This window comes from Sphingomonas oleivorans, assembly GCF_003050615.1.
Classification (GTDB): domain Bacteria; phylum Pseudomonadota; class Alphaproteobacteria; order Sphingomonadales; family Sphingomonadaceae; genus Sphingomonas_H; species Sphingomonas_H oleivorans.
In genome coordinates this window covers 97651-122270 of record NZ_NWBU01000005.1, presented here as the reverse complement: position 1 = coordinate 122270, position 24620 = coordinate 97651, and the positions used below count along the sequence as shown (strand labels likewise).

32 protein-coding genes are annotated in these 24620 nt (G+C 61.0%); 24 read left to right on the top strand and 8 right to left on the bottom strand.

All coding sequences use genetic code 11. The annotated features are described in order from the left end of the window. Positions 1–51 precede the first annotated feature (51 nt). From CLG96_RS18485 to CLG96_RS06020, 3 genes are all read left to right on the top strand, one after another. Positions 52–438, top strand: coding sequence for a hypothetical protein (locus CLG96_RS18485; protein ID WP_133175364.1), 387 nt, complete (start codon positions 52–54; stop codon positions 436–438). Between the two features lie 66 nt (positions 439–504). Further along, positions 505–969: a GNAT family N-acetyltransferase gene (locus tag CLG96_RS06025; protein WP_107966978.1), complete on the top strand. Its 465-nt coding sequence runs from the start codon at positions 505–507 to the stop codon at positions 967–969. 195 nt (positions 970–1164) lie between these two features. Then, the gene (locus CLG96_RS06020) at positions 1165–1722 is read left to right on the top strand and encodes a hypothetical protein (RefSeq protein WP_133175363.1); all 558 of its coding nucleotides are present in this window, start codon (positions 1165–1167) and stop codon (positions 1720–1722) included. Between the two features lie 706 nt (positions 1723–2428). Here the strand turns inward: CLG96_RS06020 and CLG96_RS19130 are convergent. Then, on the bottom strand, positions 2429–2686 hold the full coding sequence (locus CLG96_RS19130) for a transposase domain-containing protein (protein WP_243395683.1): 258 nt from the start codon (positions 2684–2686) through the stop codon (positions 2429–2431). On the opposite strand from CLG96_RS19130, the gene CLG96_RS06015 reads away from it, so the two are divergent. Then, positions 2613–3056 (top strand): DUF4304 domain-containing protein, encoded by a 444-nt coding sequence (locus tag CLG96_RS06015; RefSeq protein WP_243395674.1) that lies wholly within the window; start codon positions 2613–2615, stop codon positions 3054–3056. The two genes, CLG96_RS19130 and CLG96_RS06015, sit on opposite strands and share 74 nt — an antisense overlap. A 1316-nt stretch (positions 3057–4372) precedes the next feature. Here CLG96_RS06015 and CLG96_RS06010 read toward each other — a convergent pair. Next, complete coding sequence (locus tag CLG96_RS06010; protein WP_107966975.1) at positions 4373–4906, bottom strand: helix-turn-helix domain-containing protein; 534 nt, start codon at positions 4904–4906, stop codon at positions 4373–4375. Between the two features lie 58 nt (positions 4907–4964). Here CLG96_RS06010 and CLG96_RS18660 point away from each other — a divergent pair, with 58 nt between their 5' ends. The 8 genes from CLG96_RS18660 to CLG96_RS05980 all read left to right on the top strand — a co-directional run bounded on the left by CLG96_RS18660 (position 4965) and on the right by CLG96_RS05980 (position 9099). Further along, positions 4965–5231 (top strand): helix-turn-helix domain-containing protein, encoded by a 267-nt coding sequence (locus CLG96_RS18660; RefSeq protein WP_165799549.1) that lies wholly within the window; start codon positions 4965–4967, stop codon positions 5229–5231. Further along, positions 5228–5443, top strand: coding sequence for a hypothetical protein (locus tag CLG96_RS18655; protein WP_165799548.1), 216 nt, complete (start codon positions 5228–5230; stop codon positions 5441–5443). Before CLG96_RS18660 ends, CLG96_RS18655 begins: the two co-directional genes overlap by 4 nt. 85 nt (positions 5444–5528) lie before the next feature. Beyond that, positions 5529–5735 (top strand): hypothetical protein, encoded by a 207-nt coding sequence (locus tag CLG96_RS06000; RefSeq protein ID WP_107966973.1) that lies wholly within the window; start codon positions 5529–5531, stop codon positions 5733–5735. Next, positions 5735–6016, top strand: a complete 282-nt coding sequence (locus CLG96_RS05995; protein ID WP_107966972.1) for a hypothetical protein — start codon at positions 5735–5737, stop codon at positions 6014–6016. Before CLG96_RS06000 ends, CLG96_RS05995 begins: the two co-directional genes overlap by 1 nt. Positions 6017–6069: 53 nt before the next feature. Then, positions 6070–6834: a DUF1376 domain-containing protein gene (locus tag CLG96_RS18960; RefSeq protein ID WP_207796603.1), complete on the top strand. Its 765-nt coding sequence runs from the start codon at positions 6070–6072 to the stop codon at positions 6832–6834. Positions 6835–7038: 204 nt separating this feature from the next. Next, positions 7039–8520: a bifunctional DNA primase/helicase gene (locus tag CLG96_RS05985; protein WP_165799547.1), complete on the top strand. Its 1482-nt coding sequence runs from the start codon at positions 7039–7041 to the stop codon at positions 8518–8520. Next, positions 8517–8693 (top strand): hypothetical protein, encoded by a 177-nt coding sequence (locus CLG96_RS18650; RefSeq protein ID WP_165799546.1) that lies wholly within the window; start codon positions 8517–8519, stop codon positions 8691–8693. Before CLG96_RS05985 ends, CLG96_RS18650 begins: the two co-directional genes overlap by 4 nt. A 106-nt stretch (positions 8694–8799) precedes the next feature. Next, positions 8800–9099: a hypothetical protein gene (locus CLG96_RS05980; protein ID WP_107966970.1), complete on the top strand. Its 300-nt coding sequence runs from the start codon at positions 8800–8802 to the stop codon at positions 9097–9099. Between the two features lie 46 nt (positions 9100–9145). Here the strand turns inward: CLG96_RS05980 and CLG96_RS05975 are convergent, their stop codons facing one another. Continuing rightward, positions 9146–9634 carry a hypothetical protein gene (locus CLG96_RS05975; protein WP_133175361.1) on the bottom strand — a complete coding sequence of 163 codons (489 nt, stop codon included), beginning with the start codon at positions 9632–9634 and terminating at the stop codon, positions 9146–9148. Positions 9635–10042: 408 nt separating this feature from the next. Between CLG96_RS05975 and CLG96_RS05970 the strand changes: the two genes are divergently transcribed. The 6 genes from CLG96_RS05970 to CLG96_RS05945 all read left to right on the top strand — a co-directional run bounded on the left by CLG96_RS05970 (position 10043) and on the right by CLG96_RS05945 (position 15638). Beyond that, positions 10043–10669, top strand: a complete 627-nt coding sequence (locus tag CLG96_RS05970) for a hypothetical protein (RefSeq protein WP_107966968.1) — start codon at positions 10043–10045, stop codon at positions 10667–10669. Next, positions 10669–11097, top strand: coding sequence for a hypothetical protein (locus CLG96_RS05965; protein WP_107966967.1), 429 nt, complete (start codon positions 10669–10671; stop codon positions 11095–11097). The genes CLG96_RS05970 and CLG96_RS05965 overlap by 1 nt, the downstream gene beginning before the upstream one ends. 136 nt (positions 11098–11233) lie before the next feature. Next, positions 11234–12388 (top strand): DUF262 domain-containing protein, encoded by a 1155-nt coding sequence (locus CLG96_RS05960; protein ID WP_207796602.1) that lies wholly within the window; start codon positions 11234–11236, stop codon positions 12386–12388. Positions 12389–12392: 4 nt separating this feature from the next. Beyond that, complete coding sequence (locus CLG96_RS18480; protein ID WP_133175360.1) at positions 12393–13097, top strand: MAE_28990/MAE_18760 family HEPN-like nuclease; 705 nt, start codon at positions 12393–12395, stop codon at positions 13095–13097. 83 nt (positions 13098–13180) lie between these two features. Further along, the gene (locus CLG96_RS05950; protein WP_207796601.1) at positions 13181–14890 is read left to right on the top strand and encodes an N-6 DNA methylase; all 1710 of its coding nucleotides are present in this window, start codon (positions 13181–13183) and stop codon (positions 14888–14890) included. Further along, complete coding sequence (locus CLG96_RS05945) at positions 14877–15638, top strand: hypothetical protein (protein WP_207796600.1); 762 nt, start codon at positions 14877–14879, stop codon at positions 15636–15638. The genes CLG96_RS05950 and CLG96_RS05945 overlap by 14 nt, the downstream gene beginning before the upstream one ends. Positions 15639–16017: 379 nt before the next feature. Here the strand turns inward: CLG96_RS05945 and CLG96_RS05940 are convergent, their stop codons facing one another. The 5 genes from CLG96_RS05940 to CLG96_RS05920 form a co-directional block, all read right to left on the bottom strand. Continuing rightward, positions 16018–16215 (bottom strand): ester cyclase, encoded by a 198-nt coding sequence (locus CLG96_RS05940; RefSeq protein WP_207796599.1) that lies wholly within the window; start codon positions 16213–16215, stop codon positions 16018–16020. A 38-nt stretch (positions 16216–16253) separates the two neighbouring features. Further along, positions 16254–16715, bottom strand: coding sequence for a GNAT family N-acetyltransferase (locus tag CLG96_RS05935; protein WP_107966963.1), 462 nt, complete (start codon positions 16713–16715; stop codon positions 16254–16256). Between the two features lie 99 nt (positions 16716–16814). Beyond that, complete coding sequence (locus CLG96_RS05930; RefSeq protein ID WP_107966962.1) at positions 16815–17315, bottom strand: hypothetical protein; 501 nt, start codon at positions 17313–17315, stop codon at positions 16815–16817. Between the two features lie 37 nt (positions 17316–17352). Next, positions 17353–18132: an SDR family NAD(P)-dependent oxidoreductase gene (locus CLG96_RS05925; protein WP_107966961.1), complete on the bottom strand. Its 780-nt coding sequence runs from the start codon at positions 18130–18132 to the stop codon at positions 17353–17355. 100 nt (positions 18133–18232) lie between these two features. Then, on the bottom strand, positions 18233–19060 hold the full coding sequence (locus CLG96_RS05920; protein WP_107966960.1) for an alpha/beta fold hydrolase: 828 nt from the start codon (positions 19058–19060) through the stop codon (positions 18233–18235). Between the two features lie 163 nt (positions 19061–19223). Here CLG96_RS05920 and CLG96_RS05915 point away from each other — a divergent pair, with 163 nt between their 5' ends. From CLG96_RS05915 to CLG96_RS05890, 6 genes are all read left to right on the top strand, one after another. Next, positions 19224–20237 (top strand): GlxA family transcriptional regulator, encoded by a 1014-nt coding sequence (locus CLG96_RS05915; protein WP_165799545.1) that lies wholly within the window; start codon positions 19224–19226, stop codon positions 20235–20237. An 840-nt stretch (positions 20238–21077) separates the two neighbouring features. Continuing rightward, the gene (locus tag CLG96_RS05910; RefSeq protein WP_133175359.1) at positions 21078–22049 is read left to right on the top strand and encodes a hypothetical protein; all 972 of its coding nucleotides are present in this window, start codon (positions 21078–21080) and stop codon (positions 22047–22049) included. A gap of 77 nt (positions 22050–22126) precedes the next feature. After that, a complete protein-coding gene (locus CLG96_RS05905; protein WP_243395673.1) occupies positions 22127–22621 on the top strand; it encodes a YfbU family protein in 495 nt (164 codons plus the stop codon). Next, positions 22611–23036, top strand: a complete 426-nt coding sequence (locus CLG96_RS05900; protein WP_133175358.1) for a hypothetical protein — start codon at positions 22611–22613, stop codon at positions 23034–23036. The genes CLG96_RS05905 and CLG96_RS05900 overlap by 11 nt, the downstream gene beginning before the upstream one ends. Next, positions 23033–23605, top strand: coding sequence for a hypothetical protein (locus tag CLG96_RS05895; RefSeq protein WP_107966956.1), 573 nt, complete (start codon positions 23033–23035; stop codon positions 23603–23605). Before CLG96_RS05900 ends, CLG96_RS05895 begins: the two co-directional genes overlap by 4 nt. Beyond that, positions 23602–24600: a hypothetical protein gene (locus tag CLG96_RS05890; RefSeq protein WP_107966955.1), complete on the top strand. Its 999-nt coding sequence runs from the start codon at positions 23602–23604 to the stop codon at positions 24598–24600. Before CLG96_RS05895 ends, CLG96_RS05890 begins: the two co-directional genes overlap by 4 nt. Positions 24601–24620 lie beyond the last annotated feature (20 nt).

The window sequence follows — 24620 nt, the reverse complement described above, 5'->3', positions numbered from 1 at the left end:
GCATTGCGAACTTTAACTCGTTCCTGCATTCTCCATGGAATGAGCGAGGCCATGACAAAACACGATCGAATGGAGTTGCGCAAAGCCATCGGCAACCGCTCTGTTCCGGGTCCGCAAATGCGGCCTTACTTCCGAGGCCCCGATTATCTCATCGCGCACGCGTGTTTTACCTGCCAAAAATCATGGAAACGCGCAGGCGATACAGAGCATGGTTGCCCGGAATGCGGCAGGCCCCTCGCGCTAATGGGACGCACGTTTCGCGTGCCTAAAAAACGCGAAGATGAGCAATGGGAAAAGCTTCGCAGGCTGTGGGACGCAGGCTTCCGCTTCTGGAGCTACAGGAGCTTTCCCGATGCCGAGCCATACCCTGACAGTCTCAGGGAAGTAGATGCGTGGATTAAGCGCAACACCAAGCACCCCATGCGGATCAAAGCTTAATTTCCAGCGCCCAGACGGCTCGATCACCGCTCTGCAATTTGTCCACGCCGCCTAGGCAATCATGCTATGACAATCATCAGGCACGCGATCTTCCCCGATGATACAGCTTCGGTGCTGAGCATCTGGCGTGAGTTTATCGCTAATTCCCCAGTCAATCTCGATTATCAGGGAAATGACGCCGAGTTCGCGAACTTGCCTGGCAAATATGCAGCGCCCAAAGGATGCGTGTTGCTAGCGGATCGGGGCAGCGAAATCGAAGGCTGCATCGCATTTCGCAAAGTCAGTACCGACATATGTGAAATGAAGCGCCTATATGTCCGTCCCCACGCACGTGGCAGCCATCTGGGTCACGACCTAGTGGACCGATTGATCGCGGAGGCTCGTATCGTCGGCTACCGCGAGATGAGGCTCGACGTGATGGAGAAGTCCGTCTCCGCCCGCAAACTATATAAGACCTTCGGTTTCGTCGCGGCCGAGCCGATTTCATTCAATCCGGCTCCCGGCGCGTCCTTTCTCGGTCTTCACCTGTAGTCGATTCGGTACGCCGATTGTTCAGCTTTCCCTCGACGCGATCTTTTTTCGGGACAGCCGGTGACGTGGGATGACGGCAGCTATCGCCCGCTGCGTCCCCGAAAGCCGCCGGACCGTTCACCACTCCAACTTCGCCGTTCCGTAAGCGTCCGCCCGGAAGCGTAGACGATATGTCGGCCGCAGGCTGGAAAGCGGATGATACATGTCTATGCCGCTTCGGCGGGAGCAGGACGGCATATGGGCGCAGTTGTGAGTGGACTGATCGGGGCGGTTATAGCTGCCGCCCTCGTGGCGCTGGCGGATCGAGGACAGAAACCGGCGCAGGCAATCATCGAGGGATGGAGAATGCTCCGGCCAGGCTGGCTACTCAATTTCGCCACTGCAGGATCCGCAGGGATGGCGGCGTTATTCGGCTATATTTTCCTATTCGTTGGCTCCTCGCGGCCGGATGCCGACATACAGACGCCATATGCGGTCATTCTCATCCTCGCATTTGGGATGGCGGCCATTTACGTCGCGTGGACCAGCTACGGGCGGACGATCATGTGGAAGGGCAATGAACTTCGTGTCCGAACAAGCCTCGGGCGGGAGATGGTTTGCCGCATCTCCGACATTCGTTCGGTCACGAAGAGCGAAATGCTCGGCGAGTATCGACTGACCTTCCATGATGGTTCGACGCTGCGGCTGTCGGCCTATTTTCACGGTGTGAAGGAGCTTGTGGCGAGATTGCCGAAGCGAGCCCGCCAGGACTGACGAGGTCTGTCCGGCATAAGCGGCAACGACGGCAAAGGGCATTTTACCCCCTGTTCCAAGGCATCGGTTCGGATACCCGGTTCGCCGGGTGCCCCTCAGCGATGCGGTTGGGCACATCGCTGAGCCAGGCTTCGCGTAAGCGTGACCTGCAGACCGCGGGAATAGGCAGCAGGGATGGATATCAGACATTATGTCGGTTAGCCTTGGGTATGAATGTGATGCGCCCGCCCTTAATTGCCGCATTGGCATTTTGTTTTTCAACACCGAGCGGAACTGCGCCAGCATCGCCGAATGAAGCGATCGCCTATGGCTGCGACGAGGTTGTCATAGTTGGAAGAGTGAGAACTCTCGGCGATACTTACGTTTCAGGCGACAATGACCTCCTCGGGCGCAGCCGGTACAGGATGCAAATCACTGTCAAGCGACTTGTTCATGGCCATGAGACGAGGCGCACTGTTCCTGCCACAGGGGTTGCCCATGGACAGCTTCGGGATGACCCTGATTTTTTGATGGTCTTGGCTCCCGATGATGCGAATGGATATATGCTTAAAACCGCAGCCATATGGGCCTCTCGACCCAGGCCGACGCTTGCTCAGCGATGTGGTTGAGCGTCTGCGACGGATCATATTCTGCCCTACGCTGCTCGGACGATCTGACCGGCAGGACGCCACTTCCACGGCATGGGTTCACCCCAGCGTGACGCGGGCTACCCGCTGGCGATCTTCTCGATGATATCAGCGATATAGGCCTGGGCATCGAGACTGTTGAGCTTGGCGGATTCGATGAAGCCCTCTTGCTGATATCGGCTTGCGTTCACGGTTATGGAGGGGGTGATGGCGAATGAGGCGGTCGAGAGCCAGTTCAGCGCCGTTGTCGAAGCTATCAAGAGGGTGCTCCAACCGGCTGGATTTTCGAAGCGGGGGCGGAAATTTCGTCGCTTTTCCGAAGGGAATTTGGCGCTCATCGAGCTTCAAAGAAGCGTGCGGAGCGATAGCGCAGCAATTCAGTTCACGATCAACGTCGGGATTGTCTCGGGTCGCCTGCTTCAAGAGCGAGGGCTGGACCTGAAAAAGGTGGGATGCAGCCATGCTCATCTGAATGAGCGGATCGGCTTCTTCCTTTCCGACCCACAGGACAAGTGGTGGGAACTGGATGATTCAACAGAAGCATCGGGAGCAATATGCGAGATCACGGCACTTATCAGGGAAAAAGTTCTGCCGTTCCTGGATCGACACCTCCCGGATGCAGGGCTCATCGATCTTTGGAAGACAGGGCGCTCACCAGGGCTGACCGAAGGGCAGCGAGTTCGCTACCTCTCTCAATTGAGCAGCTGATTTGCCGACGATATGGGCGGGCCGTTCCTCAAGCTATCGCAGGCGATCCCGCGCCCCGAACGAAAGGTCCGCTGAACGGGGCTATTGCGGTCGTGCTTCCCCGTAAAGCTTAAATCCGAATGAAGTCCGGTTTGCAGCGTCGCGTACCGTCAGCCTTTGTACTGGCGCCTGTCCACGCCCACGGCATGCGCATCGGCGATGCGGAAGAGTGGTGGTTATCAGCCCTTCGTCCAACAGTTCGCCGAAGTCCGCTTCTGCCTGTCCAGGCCAATATTACGGATCGTCATTGCGGCTTGCATCGACGGCTTTCGGATAGAAGGCGAGGAAAGCTGCCTTCGCTCAGATTACCGTCGATCGACAGGAGTCGACTCAAGCCGGTTGTGGTCGTCTTCCCGTTTGCCTGCCGAAAGCAGCTCGATCAGCCCTACCGCGCTTATGGCATCGATCGGATCGGGTGCCGCCAACCGGTCGCTCCCATGCAGGGCGGGGCATCGAGCAGTCCGTGAATTCCCTCCCCTAAATCGGCACGGATAAGCAATCAATGGATAAATATTCCATGCAGAGGCGAAGGGATTCAGTTATTTTTGGTAATGATCCATAAGAGACTCAATTATGGCGACAGTAGCCCTTGCCGAAACGGTCCAACCGTATTCATGGAGGTCATCGGACTTATTTGAGTCTGCGAAGTAGACAACAGATTTAACCGAAAAATAATGATCTATGTTGGCGAGTGCCTCATGTGCCGTATAATAGACACCAAATGTTTCCATATCGATCGCAGCGAGCTTACGATGCTGCTGTTCGATATGATCGAGGCGAGCCTTGTCCGCGATAACTGCCGATCCGGTGGCCGCGGGGGCGATGGTCGGAACAGATTGCCTCTTAGGCCGATCTCCGCGAAGCGCTCTGGCGAGGGGGAGTATTCGCGAGACGTCAGGCGAAGGTCGTTGAAGGGGCCAGTGCTGGTCCAAAGGGCAGGGGCGGTGACGAGCAGTGACTTCCGATCGGCCCGCCCCGATCCACCGGGCTGCTCACAAGCCCGTGTCTCATCCCGCCGCCGCAACGGATTGATTATCCACAGAATACCCGACTTATCCCCAAGCTAGTCCCCAGATCGGCGCCCCGTTGCGGCGGATCCTTACGGAAATTCGGCTTTCCTACAAAGGAAGGATGAGCGAGAACAGAACGAGAACGAAGCGGCGCGGACCGGAGGAGGCGAGTCGGGATGGGTGGGAGGGAGCGCAGGATGCTCGACAGCCCCGAATGCACCGCAGGCTGCCGGACCTGCTATCTCGATTGCGCCATGTGCCGGGCCGTCATCGCCGGGCTTCATCGCGAAATCGAGCGGCTACTCCGCGAACAGCCACGCTTATCGCATCCGGGCTGGCCGGCATGGCAAGCTGATCTCCTAGCAGCGCAAGACCATATGAAAGAGCTGCGGCTAAGGCTCGCAGAGATTGATCCGACAGACGCCCTTTCGGCGCGAGCGGCAATAGAGCGGCTAAGAGCGCCTCGAGATTCTCTGCACTGACGGGCGTGCCCGGCATGCCCGCCGCCGCCGGCTGCCCGGGCGCCTCCTCGCCGAAAATCTCGCCGATCGTCCCCCGATAGGCATTGGCCATCGCGGGAAGCCGCGCGCTGGGAATGCCGTCCTTGCCCGTTTCCCAGCGCGAAACCTGCGGCACGGATACGCCCAGCGCCTCCGCGATCGCCGGCTGCCTGAGCCCCGCCCGCTTCCGCATCGCGCGCAGATTGTTCGGCAGGGTGCCCGCCGGATCGTTCGCCGGGCTGTTCGTCGGATCGTTCGTCGCCATGCGCGCGATATTACGCAGGACGAAATATGTCTCCATGCCGCAATACGAAAGATTGCGCTTGCCAAAAGTTACGCAATACGCAAGTTAAGGCGTCATGACGCTCAGAGACTATCTCGATTCCCAGGGCGAAACGCAAAGCGGCTTCGCGGCCCGCGTCCGCACGAGCGTGCCCACAATTTCCCGCATCCTCGCCGGCCGGCTGCGCCCGGCGCTCGCGCTGGCGCACCGCATCGAGGCCGCGACCGGCGGCAAGGTTCCGACCGAGACATGGGTGGTCGGGGCTGGGGTGGCCGCGACTGGGGGCGCCGCGACAGGGGCCGGCGGGGCAGGGGGCTCCGAAGCGGGAGGGCGCGCGGCATGATCGCCGAAGCGCTCGTCCGCCTCATCGGCCTTGCCGGCTTTCTTGCCGCGCACCGCGTCCGGCCCGGGCTGCTGCTCGGCTGCTGGCTCATCTCCTGCCGCCCCGGCGCGTGGGGGCCCGGCAAAGGCCGCCCGCACGATCCGTGCCTGCAGCAAAGCGCGCGTCTCGAAAGCAGGGCCGGGGGCGCATCGCGCTATGAGGAGCGTTGCTAATGTCGCAGCCTAACGGATTGTTTCCCGGACTGTTTCTCGGCCTGTTTCCGGAGCGATCCGGCGCCGCGCCGGCGGGGGGTGTGCTATGAACCCGGCCGACTGGTTCCTGCGCGCGCTTTTCGCCCCGCATGCCGATCGCGCGCGGATCGAGCGGAACAGCCTCGCGCGCGAGCAGCATGAGGCCGCGCGCCAGCTCCGCCGGACCCATGCCCGCCTGCGCCGCATCGCGCCGGTCCGGAGCGGCGCGCGCGTGCCCGGCCTCAATGCCTCCAACAAGCCGGAGGCGCGCTGATGCCGCCGCTCGATCCCTTCACCGCGGACACGGTTCGCGCGATGGTCCGCTATGTCGCCGACGATGCCCGGATCGCGCGCCATTGCCGCTGCGATATCCGCACCGTGCGCGCGATCCGGCGGAGCCATAAGGCGCCGCATTTCCACAAGGCCGGCCTGCCGCTTCCCCGCGAGCGGCGCGAGAATCTGGATGCCGCGCGCGATATCTGGCCGGCCGATGCCCGGCGCGGCACGGACGGGCTGCTGCGGGCGATGCGGCGCGCGGGGGTTTCCGCGGCATGACCGGCGCTTTCCATCCCCGGCCCGAACAGGCCCCGCATGAAGAAGGAGGCGGAATGAGCCTGCCCGAACCGATGACGCCCGCCGATTGCGATCTGCGCGGCATGGCCTTCATGCCGCTCGATGTCGTGCGGCTGGTCGACAGCGACCTGATGGCGCTTGCGAGCGGGGAGGCGTTCAAGGCCGCGGTGACATTATGGTGCAAGGCCTGGCTGCAGATCCCCGCCGCCAGCCTGCCCAATGACGATCGCGTGCTCGCGCATCTTTCGGGCCTCGGGTCGCGCTGGAAGCGGCTGAAGCCGATGGCGCTGCACGGCTTCATCCTGTGCGGCGACGATCGCTGGTACCATCCCGTCATCGCGGAAAAGGCGATCGAGGCGTTCGGCCGGCGCGGCCGCTTCACCGAAAAGCGCACGCAGGATCGCGCGCGGCTGCGCAATTGGCGCGCGCGGAAACGCGCTCCCGATGCGGAGGAAGAGGCGGAGGAAACGCGTTTCGCAGGCGAAGATGAAACGCGTGAAGAGAGAGGGACAGGGGACAGGGACAGTGCAGCAGAAAAATCTGCTGCATCCGCAAAGCGCGCCAGCCGGCTCCCCGCCGATTTCGCCATGCCCGCCGACTGGATCGCCTGGGCGCAGGACGAGCGGGGATGGTCCGATGCCGATGCGCGGACGGAAGGCGCGAGCTTCACCGATTATTGGCATGCCAAATCGGGCCGCGACGCGACCAAGCTCGACTGGCAGGCGACCTGGCGCAACTGGGTCCGCAACTCCCGGCGCCAGCCGGGCCGGCGCGACCAGGCGGAAAGGCTGACGCTGTGAGGCCGCCCCGGACGCGGGCCGTCACCCCGGCAGACCTCGGCATCCGCCTGCGCCGTCATGGGACGGGCAGCCACAAGACGCTCTGCCCGAACTGCTCGCACGCCCGGCGCAACCGGCGCGACCCCTGCCTGTCGGTCAGCATCACGCCGGCCGGCTTCACCTATTTTTGCCACAATGGCTGCGGTTTTCAGGGCGGATATCGCAATGACGATGCACGATCGGCACAAGGAATGGATCGCGGCGCGCGGGATTTCGAGCGATCTCGCCGCGCGGCTGGGGCTCTTCACGAAGCGCGACGCAGGCGGGGCCTGGCTGGCGATCCCCTATGTCGAGCATGGCCGGGTGGTGAACCACAAATATCGGCTGACCGGCGAGAAGCGGCACAGGATGGATGCGGGCGCGCCCCTGTCGCTGTGGAACCACGATGTGCTGCTGGAGGAAAGCGATCAGCCGCTGATCATCACCGAGGGGGAATGGGATGCGCTGGCGGCGATGAGCGCGGGCTTCGGCCGGACGGTCTCCGTGCCCAACGGCGCGCCGGCGGAGGAGACGGACGCGCCGGAGGATTCGACCCGATATCAGTTTCTGTTCCGATCCCGGCCGCTGCTCGACAGGGTGGGGCGCTTCATCCTGGCGGTGGACGGCGACGCGCCGGGCCGGGCGCTCGCGGCTGACCTCGCGCGCGCGCTGGGGCCCGAACGCTGCATGTTCCTGCGCTATCCGGACGGGTGCAAGGATCTGAACGAGGTGCTGCTGGCGCATGGCGCGGCGGGCGTCGCCGCGCTGATCGCCGATGCCCGGCCCTATCCGGTGCGCGGCCTCTATCGGCTGAGCGACTTTCCCGATCCGCCCGCGCTCCGGTCGGTGCCCGTGGGCGTGGCGGGGCTGGACGATCATTTCCAGCTGACCCCCGGCAGCTTCACCGTGATCGCGGGCTGGGCGGGGCATGGCAAGACGTCGCTGCTGATGGCGATGCTCGCCAATGTGATGAAGGCGGGCATCGCGATGGCGATCGGTTCGTTCGAAACGATGCCGCGGCCGATCCTGGAAAGCCGGATGCGCGCGGCGATCTACCAATGCCATGGCGATGATCCGCGCGCGCATCGCTTCGGCCCCGCGGACGATCTGATGGCTGAGAAGCTTTCGATCATCGCCCATTCGCCCGTGGACGACGAGACCGAGCTGACGCTGGATTATATCATCGAGCTCGCCCGGATCGCGGTGATCCGCGACGGCATCCGCCTGCTCCTGCTCGATCCCTGGAACGAGATAGAGCATCAGCGCGGGCCCAATGAGACGGAGACGGACTATACGTCGCGCGCGATCCGCGAGCTGAAGCGCTTCGCCAAAAATTATGATTGCGCCGTGTGGCTGGTGGCGCATCCGCGCAAGCCCGCGAGCGACGGCAATCCCCGGCCGCCCAGCCTGTACGACATCGCCGGATCGGCGCATTTCGCGAACAAGGCGGATTATGGCCTCGTCATCCATCGCGACGATCTGGCCGGCAGCAGGATCATGGTGAAGGTGGTGAAGGTCCGCATGGGGCTTCCCGGCCGGGTCGGCATGGTCGAGCTCGATTTCGACGAGCGCCGATCGAGCTATGCGCCCAGCCATGCGCCGGGCTGTTCGGCAAATCAGGCGCCGGCCCGCCCCGATCGCCGCCGCATCGCATCGGGCCGCGCATGACGGAGGATTTCATCCCCAATTACGACCGCCGCTGCCCGGTGGCGCCCGATCGGCTCGTCCGCGTGCGGCTGCGCTGCGGGGCCGTCTCGCACCATCCGGGGCGGGCGGGGGACTATGTCTGGGCGCATCGGGGGCGGCATCCGGGCGACATCACCCATTGGCGCCCCGCATGACCGCCGCGCGCGCCCCCGGCCCGGCCGGATCGCGCGCCGGATCGCCCGGCCGGATCGCCCGCCGGATCGCGCAGCCTGTTTTGCACATCATCATGGAGGAGGATTGATGCCTGCCGCCGGAACGACCATGGCCTACCGCCCCAAGCCGCGCGATTTCCGCGAGACGTTCATCCGCGTCGGCTGGTCGGGGATCGAGGCGCATTATAATGCGCATAAGAAGACGATCGTCCGCTGGATGGAGGAGGAGGGGCGCGACGAACTGATCGAAGCGCGCCGCCAGGTCACCGGCTACGGCCTCAAGCGCGGATCGCGGCGATCGGACTATGTGCTGGGCAAGCGGATGCGTGCCCAGCAGGGGGATGCGGGGATGGCGGGGGAGGCGCCTGTGCCTCCTTCCTCCGACTGAGGTCGGCCCATCCAAGCCATCTAGACCCGTCTAGCTGCTTAGAATCTCAAAGCTGGACAGAAAGCTGCCAAGTCATTGACTTCGACCGGTGTAAGATTTCAGGAACGCTGGTCAAAAGTAGCTCGCCGGAGAGCCGATTGAATAGAGCTACCCTATGGCGGGAACCGAGCTGATCGGCAGCAGCAATCTCGCTTTCGGTGAGGGCAAAGAAAAACCCCTCGAAGCCCGGTTTGACCCGCTCTTGGTTCGAAGCTTTTATCTCGATAAAGACCATGTTCTCCAGCGCCAGCCGGGTGCTTTCTGGGCTCTGGAAATTCACTTCGCTTGCAACGGCAATTGCGTCGAAGCTGGACGGCTTGATGCTCACTCCTGCCCTGGCCAACTCGGCGAGCAACACCTTCAGCCCAAGGCCCTTCGGCCGCGGTATCCAATCAGCGACTGCAGCGATCGCCTCAATCTCTCCCGCGGCACCTCCTTGGTTGGCCAGTCGAGCTAGATGCACTCTTTTCGCTCGGATGATCTCTACTGCATTCACTTAGTTTCACCTCGTAGCTGGCGCGATGAGTGCTTCCAGGCGATCCATATGGCGCTCCCGCGTGGCACGTGTAGATCGCTGGTTCGAAAGATCCCCGGCCACCAACAGGCGGCTCGGTTCCCTCTCGATCAATCGGTATAGAGGCGGATGCCTAGATGTTCCACAAATGTTCACGTAGAGCTGATTGCAAGGCGTTCAAAAGGGGTGCGGCGGTGACGATGCTAACAGCCATTCCGATTATCCGTTGAGCTACGGATGTCTCCGGAAGCGGACGTAGGTCACTTGGATGACCCCATTGATGGAATTCTACTCCAAACTGTGCGGCATTAGGGAGCCGGAACTGTACCAGCACGCCGTGGGCTATTATCAGGAACGCGGTTCGATCATCGACTTGAGGCAGAACGGCTAATGACGCTACCACCCAAGATCCGCTCCCAGCAGATTTGGGCATGGCTGTTCCACTTCCGTCTAGGCGAACTGGAGCGCGCCTATAGGGCGGCTCGATCCACGTCCGATGCTGAACGGGAGAGCCTCGAGCAAGAATGGAAGAAGCTGGAGGAGGCCGTCGCGAGGGGCGAAGCCGCATTCGTTGAGGAGGACGAAGAGGGTAACGTCCTCTTCGATCATGGCGACCACGCGGGCGACCAGATCTCCAACGTGGAGGGTGTACTGGAGATTCTTCGCGAGGCATTCACGATCTCGCTGCACCACTTCTGGGAGCGTGAACTCAACCGCCGCTTGAAGTGCAATCACTACTCCGAGACGGACGCTATCGCTCACCTCAAGGCAGAAGGTCTGACACCGGATGAGGATGGCTTGAAGGCGCTCCGCCTGACCACGAACGTCGCTAAGCACAGCGCGGGCAAGTCGGCTGATGAGCTGTGGGTATTCCGACCTGATCTCTTCGACGCCAAGGCCATGGCCGAACCGGGCGCAGTGCCCAGTCACGAGCACCTCAAGATCACGGACGAGGTGTTGAATAGCTTCTTCAAGGCAGTGCGCGCTTCTGGGCCCGAGCGTCGGCGACCCTTCTGATGGCTAAGTTCAGGGGTGAGGTGATCGAGGTCATCAACCGGAATGCGCTCATCAGCCTCGCCCTTACCAGAGGCTATGTGGCCTATCTGCCTGTTTATGATCCTGGCATTGACCTGATCCTCTATAGCGAGGCCACGGACGACGTTCAGAAGGTGCAGCTAAAGAGCCGCCTGACGATCGCGAAGAAGTATCAGGGGCGCAGCATCGCGATTGCCTTTCCCGATCGCGGTTCCTGGTATCTCGTACCCCATGACGAGCTTGTGAGGATCGCTGAGGCCCACGGCTACACAGCCAGCAGATCGTGGATCCATGGCAACGAATATAGCGTGGCCCCGCTGAGCAAGAAAATGGCCGTAGACCTGGAGTCCTACCGCTTCCAGAGCCTTGAGGCGGCGTCGGAGAAGGCGGCTGAGGAGGCGGGAGAGTGACGGCATCGAGGGCATACTGATCGTGATGACCGGCCTGTGCGTGGTTTGACAATCGGCTGTTTTCGGAGAGCGTTGAGCGTCTCGCTCATTCTGTTTGACGTGCTATACGACCCCCCATCGATGGGGGATGATGTGCATGTTGCCTGAGGAAGAGGACGCTGGTCAGAACGATCTTGTTGCTGAAGTTTTTGCCCCAGAAGAGGACGACGAGGACGAGGCAGCGCGGCCCGAGCTCACCATCCCGCCTCGGGACCGCAAGCTTCTCACTCAACCATTTGATTTCATTGTAAGCTCCCTACAGGAGCAGATTGATGACGGTCAGCTTGTTCTTCAGGACGACTATCAGCGTCGTCATGTTTGGGATGCCAAGAAGTCTAGCCGGCTGATTGAGTCGCTCCTTCTAAACGTGCCGGTTCCTGTCTGCTATTTTGCTGAGCTTGAAGACGGCGCTTACAGCGTCATTGATGGGCAACAGCGCCTAACCGCAATATCGCGTTACATGGATAATCTCTATCCATTGTCTGGCCTGCGCGTTCGTCCGGAGCTTAACAAGAAGCGATTTTCGGAGCTCGATAAATCAGATCAGCGACTTATCCGCACTAGAACCATTCGATGCATCGTCATTCAGAAGGAGTCTCATCCAGACATTCGCTTCGACGTTTTTGAACGACTTAATCAGGGGGCAGTCAAGCTGAATCCACAGGAGCTGAGGAACTCCAACTACCGAGGCGACCTTAACGTCATTGTTCGGGAAGAGTGCGACAACAAACAGTTTCAGAAAATACGCCGTGTTGATGACGTCGACATGCGCATGGGGGATGCTGAGATGGTCCTCCGCTTCTTTGCTTTCCATTTTAGCGCATACACATATCGCGGTTTCTTCGCTCCATTCTTGGATAAGTACCTTGAAACCAAAATTCGGATGACTGAGCAGGACAAGGAGGCGCACAGGAGTATTTTTGAAGAGACAGTGGACAAGGTTGATGCTGTGTTTGGCAGGAATGCCTTTCGACAAATAGACGGCACAGGTTCCTATGCTAACCAGATAAATAGGGCAGTGTATGACGTCATTATGCTTACGTTTGTCCATCTTCAGAAGGATCAGCTGGTCGCTAAAGCGGAAGCAGTCATAGCGGCTTTGCAGGATCTCTGTGTAAATAATGACGATTTTCAGGATGCCATCGGTCGAGCAACCCGTGATAAAGCTCGGATTAACACACGCATGCGTCTCTGGGGAGATAAGCTGAGAGGATTGGGTCTGCCATGCCCGGCGCTCTCCTACGGAGCGTGATCAAATGCCCTCTCCGGCCCTTACAAAATTCTCAGACAGGATGCTTGAGGTTAAGAGGCTTCATGCCCTTTGCACCTCTCAAGATGCTGATTATCGTATAAAAAAAGAGAATTATGAAAGAGATTCAGCTCTACTAAGAGGGGCTCATGTTCTACTCTGTAGTCATATAGAGGGGTTTTTTGAAGACTTGATTGACGACATTGTGGGAGTGTACGACAAAATTGTAAAGAGAACTTATGACTTGCCAGGAGAGATTAGGGCCCACCAAATTATTCGCGCTTTCTCGGATTGGGAGTCAAAGGATCCAACAAAGCGATGGGCGCTTGCTAAAGCTCTTCATGCACATCCCTTGCTCAGTGATGATGATAAGCCTGATAACTGCCTAGACGCAGAGCTTCATACTTCTGGATTTGCAAATCCGGGTAGTGGTGAGATAGAGGCGCTATTTAAGACGGTTGGGCTGGTTAATGTATGGGACATGTTCATCGCAATTGAGCCTGACAAAGTCGTAAAGAGCGCCATTGATGCGATCGTCAATCGTAGGAACCAGATCGCTCATGGAAAGGTCGACGCTACCGTAACTCTCGGAGACGCAGAGATTTACGTTGATAGGGTTGAGCGGGTGGCGGTGGTATTTGACATAATTGTGACGAATGAATTGAATACACGCACAAAAGTCACCGACTGCTGGAGCGAGATGAACAAGTAGCCTTGTATACTCAGGGCAACCCTCTGCAACCAATTCAGCATCGAGCACAAATTTGCGCTGGAACAGACAAAGAACATTGTGCTATGCGTAAGCTGAAGGGTTCCTCCAGAATTGGAACTCTGTATGGTGAGCTTAAGGGGATCATGGACACACCGGCATTGCGCAAGGCACGCGGCGCCTTCTTCACCCCTTCGACGCTTGCCCGATTCATCACTGACTGGGCGGTCCGGTCGCCCGCGGACACGGTGCTCGAGCCCTCGTGCGGCGATGCTGCCTTTCTTGCTCCGGCAGTCGACCGCCTGCGGGCTCTCGGCGCCCCTGTCGGTCTCGACGGGCAACTACACGGAGTAGAGATCCACGCTGCCTCAGCGAAGGCGGCTACGGCGCGGTTAGCGGCTCAGAACGCTAAAGTAGAGATCGCGATCGGCGACTTCTTCGACCAGACTCCGCCTCCGAAGAAGTTCGACGTGGTAATCGGCAACCCGCCCTATGTGCGCTACCAGCAGTTCGCTGGCGATGCCCGTGCCAAGAGCCTCCAAGCTGCTCTAGCCCAAGGCGTCCGCCTGACGGGGTTAGCCAGCTCTTGGGCTGCCTTCACCATCCATGCATCGCACTTCCTCAAGGACACCGGTCGCCTCGGCCTCGTGCTTCCTGCCGAGCTGCTGACGGTGAACTATGCTGCACAGGTGCGGCGTTTCCTGCTGACGCGCTTCGCGAAGGTGCGCCTCGTATTGTTCGAGGAACTGGTCTTTCCCGATGTGCTCGAGGAAGTAGTGTTGCTCCTCGCGGAGGGGCGTGGCGATGCACCCAGTTTCGAGGTGTACCAAGCCCGCAATCTCGCTGACCTCGAGCGGATCTGTGCCGATTCTTGGATTGGCTACGTTCCATCAGGCGATCAAAAATGGACATCTGCGCTGCTTCCGGCTGCGGCGCTCGACATCTATGCCCGGCTCACTGAGGGGCCCGGCTTTACCAATATGCTCGGATGGGGTGAGACCTATCTAGGCGCTGTCTCGGGCAACAACGATTGGTTCTCGCTCGATCGAGCGCAAGCTGCCAAGCTCGGCCTCAAATCGAACGAGCTGCTAGGGATTTCGCCGCCAGGTTCCAAGCATCTGCGCGGTTTGACCTTTACCCAGGCCGCATGGGAAAGTCTTGCGAAGGAGGGGAAGCGTTGCTTTCTCTTTGCACCCGGTGCAAACCCGTCTGCAGCGGCTCGCGCATACATTGCCGAGGGGGAGGCTGCAGATGTCCATAAGACCTATAAGTGCCGCAAGCGTTCACCATGGTGGCGTGTGCCGCTCGTTGACCGGCCTGATCTCCTGTTTACCTACATGAATCACGATCGACCACGCCTCATCACCAACGATGCCGACGCCCAGTTCTTGAATTCACTCTATGGAGTAAAGCTCAAGGCTGCCGTGCGTGCGATTGGTCGCGAATTGCTGCCGTTGGCTTCGCTGAATTCTGCAACCCTGTTGGGAGCCGAGGTTGTCGGCCGCGCCTATGGCGGCGGGATGCTCAAGCATGAGCCCAAGGAAGCCGATATGCTGCCTGTACCGACGCCTGTCACCCTCGAGGCGATCGCAGACGAGCTGCGCGCGATTCGGCCACAGATTGGCCGAGCGCTTCGCAGCACCAAGCCGCAGCGCGCTGTCGAGCTGGTTGATACCATCCTGCTCGAGCGGCATCTTGGCTTAAGTCCATCGGAGGTGGCAGGCTTGCGCGGTGCTCGCGACCTCCTCTTCCAGCGGCGCGTAACTCGTAGCAGGAGCGAGCGTGTTACCAATTGAGCAGGCAATCGATGCGGCGCTTCGCAGTCTACCGCCAAAACCGGACGATGACGCTAAATCGGATCATAAGAAGGCCTATAGTGAGGCGATGTCGGCCGTTGTGGCCGTCACAATCGGGGCGGAACTCCGTCGGCGTGGGTGCAAGGAAGCGCGACCAGCCGAACCCGGTGAGCTTGGCGGCTCAGGCGCGGAGCGCCGCATGGCGGGCGGTATCGGTGCTAAAAAAGTCGACGTAACTTGGGCGACCGAAGAATCGGGGCTCTTACTTGGCATATCAATCAAGACAATCAACTTTCGCGATAGCCACACTCGAAACTTCCAGAAAAACCTGACCAATCGTCGCGGGGACATGCTCATTGAGGCAGTCACGCTCCATCGACGTTTTCCTTATGCGGTTCTCGCTGGCTTTTTCTTTCTTGATGCAGGCGCTCATAGTGATCACGTTAGGGCCGATAACGGCGCGCCCCGCCGGCGATCGACCTTCATCAACGCCCATCAACGGCTTAAGCTGTTCACGGGGCGAGAGGACCCGCATGACCGCGACGAGCAATTCGAGCGATTCTACCTCATTCTCGTTGAGGCATCGCCAGACACTTCGAGTGTCCGCGCCTTCCCCGTGGGCGAGCCTGACAAAGAAATCTCTATCCAGCAAGTACTCAACGAATTGATGGCTCTCGTCGCAGAGCGGAACCCGGATTTTTACGAGTTTGATGACACGACTGGTAAGTTGATCCGCGCTAGAAGTTAAAGAATTGCCGTTGCTCGGCATCGGAGATCGCCTGGTGCTCTAGCAATATTAATAAGAGATGTCCGATGTGGGGGGCATTTTTTTTGACATATTCTAGCTGCGCCTCTAGCCAGCGTCATTTAGAGATGAAGCAGGCGCCGGCGTGCGCATCACCCAACGTTCGGGAACGGCCAGCACCGATAAGGGGCTCAACCGCTTTCGGCCGCATCGGCAACAGTCTTCATGAAGCGCTGCGTCTCGCCTTTCCCGATCGCTCGGCCGACGCGCGTCGTCGGGTGGTTCGGGACGGGGATCGGGCGCGCTGACGGCCGCGCCCGTCCTCCCTCATCCCCCGGACGAGGAAGGCGGGATCAGGCCGGTCTGGCGGAGGAAGGTCGGATTATCCTCCAGATGCCAATTGGTCGGTGATCCGGCCGGCTTGTACGCGCACGATGTCGGTCGCGATGAAATCGACCGGCTGGCCCGCGCCCTGCCGGCCCTGAAGATGGCCGGTGAAATGGCCGCGTATCTGCAGATGCGATACGACCCGGTCGCCGGCGACGATCTGCTGCATCACTATCAGCTGCAGGTCCGGCACGGCGGCGCGCGTGGGGAGCGAGCCGGGATCGGCCGCGCTCAGGGCAGGGGATATTTATAGCCCCGATGGCTCGCCTTGAAACCCAGCCGTTCATAGAAGCGGTGCGCGTCGGCGCGGCGGTTGTCGGTGGTCAGCTGAACGGTGGCGCAGCCGCGCCGGCGGCACGCCTCGATGGCCCAGCGGATCAATTGCTCGCCCAGCCCTTCGCCCCGCCGGTTCGCGACGATGCGGACCGCTTCGATCTGGCCGCGCCACGCCCCTTTGCTGGACAGGCCGGGAAGGAAGCTGAGCTGCAGCGTGCCGACCACCTGCTCGCCGTCGACGGCCACGATCAGATGCTGGTTGGCATCCCCGGCGATCGCCTCGAACGCCGCGATATAGCCGGCGGCAAGCGGCGAGGATGCATCCTCCCGATCGGCGCCGAGCCTATCGTCGGCGAGCATCGCGACGATCGCGGGCAGATCGGCTGCGACCGCCTCGCGGAACTGAAGCTGTGTCATGCCCCGGGGCTCCTTCGGCGTCCTTCGACGTCCTTCGACGTCCTTCGGCGTCCTTCGGCGCCCCGGGCCGGGGCAGGGAGGCTCCGGCCCGGGATGGCGTCAGGCGGCGGTCGGCGCGGCGTGGCGGGAGCCGAGGATGGCGGTCGCGCCCAGCACCACGCTCGCCGCGAGGACCAAGGATTGCGCGGCGATGAAGGGCAGTTCGGTCTGCGTCGGCGCCAGCGCCTGCAGCGCGGGGATCTTCAGGAAAGATTGAACGACGAGCACGAACAGGTTGAAATAAAGCGCGATCGTGGCGCTCACCGCATAGGCGATCCGCGCCCGGCCGCGCAGCCCGAGCGCGTAGAGCGCGACCAAGGCGATGGCGAGATCGACGAGCGAGATCGCCCCCACCACGAGCGCCGGCGTGATCCCGCCGATCGGGAAGAGGAATCCCGTGATGCTGGTGGCGGCGGTGGTGATCAGGAAGGCCGCGTTCCAGCCGCCGAGCCAGCGGCCCGCCGCCAGCGCCGGCAGCGCGACGAGCCCCGTGGCGATGCCGACCAGGCTGATGGCGACGTGCAGCATCACGAAGGCCTGCACCGAAAGTCCGAGGATCATGGCGTATCTCCTTGTATGTCTTGGGGAGAGCGGGGCGTCAGGCGGCGTAGCGCAAGGCGGCCTTGCTGCGGGACAGGTTGGGGCGGAGCGCGGCGCGCGCGGCGAGATAGGCGTCGAGATCGGCATTGTCGGGCAGCGAGGGGATGGTGATCTTCTCGCCCAGATCGAGCCCGGCAAGCGCGGCATCGACCATCTCGTCCACCTCCATGATCATCTCCGCCGGGATCTGCGCCAGCCGCGCCTCTTCCCAGATGGCGGTGCGCGTGATGCCCGGCAGCACCGCCTGCACGGTGACGCCCCTGGGCCCGAGCTCGGCCTGCAGCGCCTCGGTGAAGGCGAGCACGAACGCCTTGGTCGCGGGATAGACGGGGGTGAAGCCGTCCGGCATCAAGGCGGTGACCGAGGTGATGTTGACGATCATGCCCTGGCCTTGTGCTGCGAGCCGCGGCGCGATCGCGGCGGCAAGCCGCGTCACCGCGAGGATGTTGAGATCGATCATCCCCGTCAGATAGGCCGGGTCCGCATCGACGATCGCGCCTTCGCCGGCAATGCCCGCATTGTTGACGAGGCCCGTGATCGCGCGATCCTCGCGCAGCCGCGCCTCGACCTTGGCGAGATCGGCGGCCTGGGCGAGATCGGCGGAAATCACCTCCACCGCGACGCCCGTTTCGCTGCGCAGCCGATCGGCGAGCGCCTGGAGCCTGTCTCCGCTGCGCGCGACGAGGATCAGGTCGTGCCCGCGCCTGGCGAGCCGATCGGCATAGACCGCGCCGATGCCGTTCGATGCGCCGGTGACGAGAATGCTGCCCTTGGTCATGTCATGTCTCCTGGAAGAAGAATATGCTGGAAGAGGAAGGAGAGGGGCAGCGGAAAATGCCCGCCGCCCGAATAAGCAAAGCTTGGGTCCGGTCCCGGGGTCAGTCCCGGATGAAATCGAGCAGGTCGGCGTTGAAACGATCCTGATGCGTCTGCGTCAGGCCGTGATCGGCGCCTTCATAGATTTTGAGGATCGCATGGCGGACGATCCTGACGGTCGCGAGCGCGGAGGCGCCGATCGGCACGATCTGGTCATCGTCGCCATGGAGGACGAGCGTGGGCTTGTCGAACCGCTTCAGATCCTCGCTGAAGTCGCTTTCGGAAAAAGCGCGGATGCTGTCGAGCTGGCCCTTGAGGCCGCCCATCATCCCCTGCAGCCAGAAGCTGTCGCGTATGCCCTGGGAGGGCGTGCTGCCCGCGCGATTATAGCCGTAGAAGGGGGTCGTAAGATCCTGGAAAAATTGGGATCGATTGTCGTATGTGCCCTTGCGGATGCCGTCGAACACCTCGATCGGAAGCCCGCCGGGATTGGCCTCGGTCCGGAGCATCAGCGGCGGGACCGCGCCGATCAGCGCGACCTTGGCAATCCGCGCGCTGCCATGCCGGCCGATATAGCGGGTGACTTCGCCGCCGCCGGTGGAATGGCCGACCAGTATCGCGTCGTGCAGGTCGAGCGTCTCGATCAGCTCGGCCAGATCGTCGGCATATTGGTCCATGTTGTTGTTGTCCCACACCTGATCCGAGCGGCCATGGCTGCGGCGGTCATGCGCGATGACGCGATAGCCCTTGTCCGCGAAGAAGAGCATCTGCGCATCCCAGGCGTCCGCCGAGAGCGGCCAGCCATGCGAGAAGAGGATCGGCTGCGCCTCCTTCGAGCCCCAATCCTTGTAGAAGATGCGTGTGCCGTCCTGGGTGGTGATCCTGGCCATGTTCCTGTCCTTTCAATGTCCTGGCGTTGATGCTTGCGACGTTCTGGAAGGGCGGTGGCGCTCTGTCCCTGCCCTGTGCCTGAAGGATTAGGCGCGTTGCGGAATGGCCGGGATCGGCGAATGTGACATATTACGGGCCGATACCGACAAAGGAGCGCGCGCGATGGCCGGGACGACGACGATGCGGCAGCCGAAGGCCGAGCTGGGCCTGCTATCCTATCCGGGCTGCCAGATGGCGATGGTCCATGGCATGACCGATCTGATCCAGATTGCGGGCGATATTTCGGCCAAATATGACGGGCCGGTCGCGCGCGTCAGCCATTGGCGGCTGCAGGATGGCGGCGGCTTCGCGCGCTGCTTCGATACGCATCCCGCGCTCGGGGCCGCGGATCCGGGGCGCGCGGGCACGCCCGACATCCTGCTCGTCCCCGGCCGGCTGTCCGGGCCGATGGAGGCGGAGGAGGCGGCGCCCTATGCGCGCTGGCTGCTCGATCGGCATGCGCAGGGGGCGACGCTCGCCTCCAATTGCGGCGGCGCCTTCGTGCTGGCGGCGACGGGCCTGCTCGCGGGGCGGCCCGCGACGACGCACTGGCTGTTCGCCAACGCCTTTCGCGACCGCTTCCCCGATGTGCGGCTCGATCCGGACAAGATCGTGATCGAGGATGGCGACATCATCACCGCGGGCGGGCTGATGGCCTGGACGGACCTCGGGATGCGCCTCGTCGACCGGCTGTTCGGCCCGACCGTGATGATCGAGACGGGGCGCTTCCTGCTGATCGACCCGGCGGGGCGCGAGCAGCGGCACTATTCGAGCTTCGCGCCGCGGCTGACGCATGGCGACGAGGCGATATTGAAGGTGCAGCACTGGCTGCAGGCGCGCGAGGCGCGCGCGGTGAGCGTGGCGGAGATGGCGCGGCTGGTGGCGATGGAGGAACGCACCTTCCTGCGCCGCTTCAAGGCCGCGACGGGGATGACGCCGATCGAATATGCGCAGCATCTGCGCATCGGCAAGGCGCGCGAGCTGCTGGAGTTCACCAGGCGCCCGGTGGAGCAGATCGCCTGGGCGGTCGGCTATGAGGATGCGTCGGCCTTCCGCAGGCTGTTCCACCGCATCATCGGCCTGTCCCCCGGCGATTATCGGCAGCGCTTCGCCGCGGCGACGGCGCAGGCGGCGTGACCTTTGTTCCGGCGCGGATCAGGGGGTGGGGGAGGTGCTTATATTGTTGAAAAGTCGCCTCTCCAGAGAGACAAGAAATATTTTTACAACCTATGCTTTTCACATGAAATTCTTATTCAAGTAGACACGTCGCAAGATTCCATTCTGCCAGACCGGCGTAAAAAAATAGGCTTGCGGACTTTTTCAACACTATCCGCTCATCACTGCCGTTGGGAGCCAAACCTCGATCCCAATAGCCGCCGTTCGTTCAGCTTGGTCGGAGACGGTGGTTAGACGTCGGGCTTTGGGACTTTCCGGTCGGTCCGGTTCCGAGCGGTCATCTTGAGATACCTGCCCTTCGTCCAGTCACTAATTGCGATTCTTTTCGGCAAGGCTGGCCGATCCGCATATTGAGCTTCCTTTCATCGTTGCAGCACTAGAACGTGCCCTTGTGCCCGCCAGACGGGCTGCGGGCGTCCATGTCGGCGATCGGGGGATTCTACTCGGCAGGAGGGAGCGCCATTTTCCTCGCACTCAACGAAGGCCGGTAGGCAGGTTCTGAACGGACCAGCCTGATCTTTCGATTTGCGGCCAAATTGGCATTCGCGTTTAGTACGAGGGTAGAGGTAGTGGGATGTCGGACGTGATGGGAAATCCGCTGGACAATGAGAGCAGCCTTGCGGTGCTGCGGAGGCGCCTTGAACGAAAGCTCGCCGGCTTTTCGGCCAAGATTCCCGAGGAAGCCGCAAAGAGCCCCATGGTGAGCTATCATCCGGACCGTTTCCTTTTTCCCGTACCGGAACTAGTTCTCTTTGCGCTCGGGACGTGCTGGGATGGCCATGGCACCGCCATGGGGAGAAAGTGCGCTGGACGGTCTATGGCGCCATTGATGGGCAAAGGATCGCCTTTGAGTACCGGAAATTCGGCTTCACGATCATCCTCCCGAAAGACCGGCCCCAGTTGCAGGGCAGAATAGAAGGCCAGCTTTGCACTGCGCTCCGCGACGTAGAGGCTTTTCTACGCCCGTTCGCGAAGGCGCAGGTGGACCGTGGCGAGGCAATGATCATCAACCGCTTTGCCGAGTTTGATGAGCGCTACCGTTTCCATCGTGCGCTGGCCGATGCGGCCTATCATCGGCCGATGCCTTCCGACGAAGACGGAGCCGAGGCAGGAACTGACCGGACAAAGCGGTTAGGGGCGAGCTTGACCAGCCGGATCAATGCCCGGCTGTCCGCTGACCGCGAGGGCTTCTTCCATTCAACTGCCATGATCGACGCCTATTTCAGCAGCCTGGAGCATCGGCTCGTGTTGCTGCGCGTGTTTACCGGTCGGCCATTCGCCGAGGGAGACATGCTTGCGCTGCTGGGCATGAAATGGGGAGACAAGCTGAAGACGGTGCTGACGGCGCCATTTTCGAACGAGACATCCGACATCCTTGGTCGGATGCGACGGATCAAGGAGCGCATCCGCAATCCGTTTGCGCATGGCGGTGTGGAAAACGACAATGGTTCGTTGTTCTTCCGTCTTCCCAGCATCGGCGCGGTTCCTGCCAATTTTTCGCAGTTCGGCCAAAGCGTGCGCTTCTCCATGCTGCCTGTCGACGCCGAGGGCCATGCCGAAAGCTGCGAAACCTTCGACGCACTCGATCAGCTTCTGTCGACTGGCGCTCTTGCCGGGCCTGACCAGTTCATGCGGGGAGGCGTCGATCCCGTGTTCGATGCCGAGCATTGCGCGGAATATGCAGAGGCCATTGCTGAAGGGCCAGTCGGTATCGACGCCTATATCGACGGTTGGTCCGATCAATGGGAGCGCCATGTGAATATGGACTATTGATCGCAAGGCCCGGCTTTCTTGTCCAACTCGCACCCATTAGAAGGGTGTTTCATTCACAGGGGATTTTTGTGGCAAAGATGAAGCTTACCCAGGCTGAACGCCTTTCGCTCTGGAACCAGTATGAGATACTGAAACATGTGAATCCGGACGATATAAAGGAATATGAGAGGAATCAGGAAATCCTCTCCAATGGCTTCGAGCTTTATTATTCCGAGCTGAATCCCTCGATTTACGAGAGCGGAGTGGACGAGGCGACCTGCCGTGAAGTTCAGGAAATTCTCAACGTCTTCAGGGCCATCACATTTTCGTGCGACCGGCTGAAATATACCCCCAAGAGCTATCATGCCCAGTTCGAAGGTTTCGATGGCAATGGCTCGACCGGTCATTATGGGTTCGCGCAGTTCCTGCGGCGCACGCTTGGTCTGTGGGATGAACTCGCCGACCGTCCGGACAACTCGCACAGTTCGACGTCGCTGAACCATTATCGTGCCATGGTCCGGGCGTGGGACCGCCTTGGCGGAAACTATGAACTGGACGCGGCCGAGATCGAGCAGATCGCCGATGCCCGATAAATTGGAAGATAAGGCGTGGCTCGGCGGGAGGGCTGCCTACTTCGACGAGGCTTATCCGAATGTCGAGCGGATCGACTTCACGATCGATGATAATCTCTACGGCTGGCTTGATATTCGTGGGTCCAGACCGCTAAACTTCACCGCCGCCTCGTCCAGCCGCTTCGTGCCATGCCCGAATGATCGGTGCAGGCGAGGCGGTTTCGACTTCGGCGCATTTCTGCGCAACCACAGCTACGAATCCCAGATCACCACCATCGACAAGACCTATCCGTGCGGCGGCGACGAGGGGACGCCGGCAGGGCGGCGTAAGGGCGATCCTTGCATGAAGGGATTCAAGGTCAAACGCACGATCGTCTACAAGCCGGCGACAGAATATGGAGGGGTGTTCATGTCGGTACGCGGCTTGTTATTTTGACCCCCGACGGCGATGCGGCTGCGATCAGCAGGACTGCGAGACGCGCAGGAGCGCCGGATTGGATCGACGGCACACTGCTTCGCATGCTTGATGGAGGGCTTTGGCACGCGACCAAAGAACATGCGTGGCGCAGCATTGTGAACGAAGGGAAAATCCGTGCCGATGCGCCCCCCTTGTACAAGAACGGCTTTTGCCGCTCCATCGGCGGGGTCAGCCTTTTCGATCTCACCCGGCCTGACGACGCCGCTTCGCCTGCGGCCGCACATTGGTCGGCTTGGCTGGGCGCCACAGACGACGAACCGCGATATTGGATCGAGATCGAACGTAGCGGCGTCGCTGCCGAGCTGCTCACGACGGAGGAAACCCTGTCCCGCTGGCGCGAGGCGTTTGAGAGGCACTCGCCAAATCTGCGGATTATCGCAGGCCTGGAGACTGCCCATATCGGCTCTATTCCGCTCGACCGGACATGTCGCGTCCTTCGGTTGATACGGGGCCAGCTCCAGGAGGATCCTGAAGCGATTGTCGGACAAGCAACACTCCCGCAATCATCCCGGTCAATGATGCGATGAAGACCTTCAGGACGAACCGCCCGACAATCTATGACATACCCCAGACGCTCCCGCCGAGCGACTATACCGCCCGGATTCCTGATGCTGGCCGCCGCAGGCGGCTGAGTTTCTCATGGGATTTCGATACTCGTGCCGTCACCCTTGGCATGAAAATCGAGGATGATTGGGAGCCGCACATCAAGGAGATGTGGCAAGGCAATAAGGACCAGATATCAAAGGGTCTCGCAATCAAGTTTGGTGTGCACGCGCTGGACAGGAAGGTCGAGAACTTCGTCGCCATCGACACGAAGCCCATGTCGATCCTTGCCTATCACAATGAGCTCTACCCCCAGGTTCGCGACGCTTATGTCATGGGCCAATATTATCCCGCGCTGGTCGGCGCCTGCGCGCTGGGCGAGAGGATTCTCAACCATCTCATCCTCGACATGCGTTCCTTTTTTACGGCGAGCCCGGAATATAAGCAGGTCTATCGGAAGGACTCCTTCGATAACTGGGATGTGCCGATCAATGCCCTTGAAGCCTGGGGTATTTTGCTGCCTGGAGCCGTGGCCGAATTTCGCGAGCTGAAACTCCTTCGCCACCGCTCGCTCCATTTCAATGTCAGCACCTATGACACGCTCAAGGAAGATGCGCTGGCAGCCATTCTTCACATGCGGACAATCATCGATCAGCAATTCGGCACCTTCGGGCTTCGGCCTTGGTTCATCGAAGGCACCAGGGGCCAGATCTTCATCAGGAAGGCCTATGAGGAGCATCCTTTCATCAAGACCTATTTCGTCCCGCATTGCGCCCTTGTCGGCCCGCTATTCGGCATGGGGAGAATCGATGGGGGAATGACGATATTTGATGTTCCGGACTATGGTGACGGTGATTGGACCGACGAGGAATTCGCCACGATGTTCAATGATCGTGATCCCGACGACGTCGTGACCGAACCGCCAGAAATCCTCTATGTCGGCAAGGAGATGGGGCAGGAGGCCGGCCCGGCGTCGTAGATTTGCGCGGTACGGGTCGC